The organism is Mycobacterium sp. 1245499.0 (genome assembly GCF_001673615.1).
Lineage (GTDB): Bacteria > Actinomycetota > Actinomycetes > Mycobacteriales > Mycobacteriaceae > Mycobacterium > Mycobacterium europaeum_A.
Map to the genome: position 1 here is coordinate 1 of NZ_LZMG01000318.1, position 863 is coordinate 863.

Genomic DNA, 863 nt, shown 5'->3' on the forward strand with positions numbered 1-863 from the left:
AGCTCGCGCACGTCGCCGAAGGACACCCAGGTTTCCAGTTCCCGCGGCGGGCTGCCGCCGACCGGTGCGAGCAGGTGCCCGACGTGGTCGCCCATCGTGAAACGCTCCAGGATCTCGCCGACGAACCACGCGGCGGCATCGTCGAGGATCGGCATCCGTTCGGGGCCGCGGTGCCAGGAACAGCGGGCGAACTTGTCGACCTCGTCGCTGGTCTGGCTGCCGAAAAGCTCCACCACGTCGAGGTGTTCGTGGTCGAAGACGTGCACGGCCAGGTGGGAGGCGTCGCGGGCGACGCGGAAGGTGTGGTTGCGCTTGGACAGGCCGACCAGGAAGCGGGGCGGATTGATGCTGGTCTGGCTGGCGAAGCCCACCAGGCAGCCGGCTTCAGTGCCGTTGGCCTGCGTGGTGACGACGAACATCGGATAGTTCAGCAGCGCCACCAGCTTGTCGAACGCTTCGGTTTCCGGGTCAGCCATCCGCTCAGTCTTCCCCGTCCGGCCTTCGGGGAATCGCGATGCCGCTATTTGCCCGGCGGCGGTGTCCGGCCGGCCGGCGCGGCGTGCACCGCCGTCAGCTGCGATTTCGGTTGCGCCGCAACGTGGTCCGGGCGATGAAACGCCGAATCAGATAGGCGCCGGCGCCGAGGCCCAGCACCAGCACACCGGACAGCACCGACCATCGGGGCATCGCGGCGGCCAGCATCACGCAGCCGAGCAGCCCGATCACCGGGATCGCCCGGTGTGGGCGGCCTTCGTCGGCACCGAGCGTGCAGGCCGAGGCGTTGGCGACGGCGTAGTAGATCAGCACGGCGAACGAGGAAAATCCGATGGCGTTGCGCAGGTCGGCGGTGGCGGCCAGGACCG

1 protein-coding gene and 1 pseudogene are annotated in these 863 nt (G+C 69.1%); both read right to left on the reverse strand.

The window, feature by feature from the left end; all coding sequences use genetic code 11:
* The coding region (locus tag A5646_RS19325) for a flavin reductase family protein (protein ID WP_066880601.1) at positions 1-476 on the reverse strand (476 nt) is incomplete at its 3' end.
* Between the two features lie 94 nt (positions 477-570).
* A pseudogene (locus A5646_RS29525) lies at positions 571-863 on the reverse strand (amino acid permease); the annotation flags it as partial.